This window comes from Candidatus Obscuribacterales bacterium, assembly GCA_036703605.1.
Classification (GTDB): domain Bacteria; phylum Cyanobacteriota; class Cyanobacteriia; order RECH01; family RECH01; genus RECH01.
The window spans coordinates 1-3,320 of record DATNRH010000191.1; the positions used below are offsets into that span (position 1 = coordinate 1).

The 3,320-nt window shown below is 57.0% G+C and carries 1 protein-coding gene; it reads right to left on the reverse strand.

Going from position 1 to position 3,320, the window contains the following annotated elements; translation table 11 throughout:
- Window positions 1-270 precede the first annotated feature (270 nt).
- Window positions 271-3,144 (reverse strand): isoleucine--tRNA ligase, encoded by a 2,874-nt coding sequence (ileS, locus tag V6D20_04035; protein HEY9814961.1) that lies wholly within the window; start codon window positions 3,142-3,144, stop codon window positions 271-273.
- Window positions 3,145-3,320: the final 176 nt, after the last annotated feature.

A 3,320-nucleotide genomic window follows, 5' to 3' on the forward strand; every position in this document is an offset into this window, starting at 1 on the left:
GTAGTTATACAGACTGGTGCCTGCATAGTACGCTCATTTCAGTGTGTTACATAGCTAGCTTCAGACAATCTTCACGATCAGCACAGGATCAATGCATTACGAAGCGATCGCTCCCTGGAACCCCATTTTTGGGCAATAAAAAACCCCGAACCCTTGTGTTGCAAGGGCGGGGGTTTAAATCAGGGTGCATCTACCACTTCAATCTTCCAGGGATAGAGCATCAATCCGGACAGTTGTATAAAAATGTCCTCGGCGGCAAGAACCCACGCCCTAGAATTGCCCCTCTAGGGCCGGCACGCAGCGTTCACAGAGCAGGGGATGCTCGGCAGATTCACCCACGTGGGTTGAGTAGTTCCAGCAGCGATCGCACTTCTCTCCGTCCGCATCCGTAACGCCAATGCCCAGCGCATCCGACTGACTGCTGTACTTCAAGCCCGTCAGCGCTGCGGGGGAGTCTAAGATCTCCACCTGGGAGGTAAGGAATAGATAGCGCAGTTCATCCACCCCATTGCCGTCTAGGCTCGTGGGATTGAGCGCCGCCATCGCTTGCTGCAGATCCGCATCGGCGACGTAGAGCAACAGCTTAGCTTCCAGGGAGGAGCCGATCGCCTTGTCCGATCGCGCTGTTTCTAGAACCCGGTTCACCTCGTCACGAATGCGGCGCAGTTCCACCCAGGTCTTGGCTAGCTCGGGCTGCTTCCACTGCGGATCGATCTGCACCCAACCAGCGGCAAAGACGGATGTTTGGGCGGTGGGATAGGGCAAAAACTGCCAGATATCTTCAGCCATGTGGGACAAAACCGGAGCGATCGCTTTCGCCAGATTTTCCAGGGCGATCGCCAACACGGTTTGGCAACTGCGGCGGCGTAGGGCCTGGTCGGAGCTGATGTATAGCCGATCCTTGGCGCTGTCGAGGTAGAAGTTGGATAGATCCACCACGCAGAAGTTTTGCACCGTCTGGAAGAAACGGAAAAACTGGAAGCTCTCGAAGGCGTCAGTGACGTCGGTAAAGACTTCGCTAATCCGATGCAGCATGTAGCGATCCAGGTCGGGGAGCTGATCGTAGGCAACGGCGTCTTTGGCTGGGTCAAAGTCGTGGAGGTTGCCGAGCAAAAATCGCGATGTATTGCGAATCTTGCGGTAAACATCCGCCATTTGCTTGAGGATAGTTTTCCCAATGGGCACATCGGAGGAATAGTCCACCGACGACACCCATAGGCGTAAAACGTCTGCACCGTAGGGCGGATCCTGCTTTTGGTTTTTGCCGCCGTTGATCACGATGGCTGGATCGATGATATTGCCCAGGGATTTACTCATCTTCCGTCCTTGTTCATCCAGGGCAAAGCCGTGGGTGAGCACAGTTTTGTAGGGCGCATGACCATGGGTCGCCACGCTGGTTAACAGGCTCGACTGGAACCAGCCTCGATGCTGATCCGATCCTTCCAGGTACATGTCCACTGGGTAGCTGAGCCCTTCCCGCTGCATGGCCACGGCGGCCCAGGACGAACCGGAGTCGAACCAGACGTCCATGGTATCCATGCCCTGGCGATACTGGTCTGCTTGGGCACGGTAGGCTTCTGGCAGCAAGTCGGCCACGTCCCATTCCCACCACACATCGGATCCATGCTCAGCAAACAGCGCCTGCACATGGGCGATGGTGTCTGCATTCAGCAGCACCTCACCGGTTTCGATGTGGTAGAAGACGGGAATCGGCACGCCCCACGTGCGCTGGCGAGAAATACACCAGTCGCTGCGATCGCTCACCATGGGGGTGATGCGGTTTTCGCCTTGGGCAGGAATCCAGCGCACATCTTTAATAGCGGCCAGCGCCTCATCCCGAAAGCCTTCCACCGAGGCAAACCACTGCTCTGTGGCTCGGAAAATCGTCGGCTTTTTGGTGCGCCAGTCGTAGGGATATTTGTGGACGTAGGCTTCTTCCTTCAGCAGCGACTTGGCGTCCACCAACGCCTTGATCACCGCCTCATTGGCATCCTTGAGCACATTCAAGCCCTCAAAGGGGCCCGCCTCTGCGGTGAAGATGCCGCCTTCATCTACGGGACAAAGCACGTCTAGACCGTAGCGCTGACCCACGTTAAAGTCATCAACCCCATGCCCCGGCGCGGTATGCACCAATCCCGTCCCCGATTCCGTGGTCACATAGTCGCCACCGATGACAATCGGGCTATCGCGATCGAATAGGGGATGGTGGTAGGTGGAAAACTCCAGCGCCTTACCGGGCAGTTCCGCTTTCACCGTCAACGTTGCGCCCAGCAGTTGCCCCAGCCGCTCCACCAAGTCCTTAGCAACGAGGAGATACGGGAAGGCGATCGCTCCCCCCTCTACTTCCACCACCGCGTAGGTCAGCTCTGGATTCACCGCCACGGCTAGGTTAGAGGGAATCGTCCAAGGCGTCGTTGTCCAGATGGCCACGCCTAGCTGATCGATATAGGGGGCAATCGCCTGGGCCGAGTCTGCCGCCGACACCATGGGGAACGCCGCGTAGATACTGCGAGAGGTATGTCCTTCAGGATATTCCAGTTCCGCCTCCGCCAGCGCCGTCCGTGAACTAGGACTCCAATGCACCGACTTCAGCCCTCGGTAAATATAGCCCTTGAGCACCATCTGCCCAAAGACGCCAATTTGCGCCGCTTCGTATTCGGGCAAAAGGGTGAGGTAGGGCTGATCCCAGTCACCCCAGACGCCATAGCGCTTAAAGCTTTCCCGCTGCTGCTCCACCTGAGCTAGGGCCCAAGTCTTGGCCTTGCGCCGCAGCTCAATGGGGGTGAGCGATCGCCGTTCCTCCGGCTTCATCTCCTGGAGCACCTTCAGCTCAATGGGCAAGCCGTGACAGTCCCAGCCGGGAATGTAGCGAGCTTTGCGACCATTCAGCAGTTGGTACTTATTAATAATGTCCTTCAGGATTTTGTTGAGCGCGTGCCCCATGTGCAACGTACCGTTGGCGTAGGGCGGCCCATCGTGCAGGGTGAAGGGTTCCCCCGGATTTTGCTCAGCCAGGGTGCGATAGGTTTTATGGTCTGCCCAAAACTGTTGGAGTTCTGGTTCACGCTGGGTTGCGTTCGCCCGCATACTGAACTCGGTCTTAGGAAGATTGACGGTGTCTTTATAGCTGCCGGGTGCTGTCACGATCGCTGCAGGAGATTGGGTTTGCTAAGTCACTCACGGGCTCTAGGTGATCCCCTCCCCAAGCCCTAGCGTCTGACTATGGGCATCAGGGTGGGCCTGCGAGCCATTCCATCCAGTGTACAGGTTGTATCGCCCTATTATCCTGCACAAGTTCCTCAGGCTTCAAGGTCAATCCT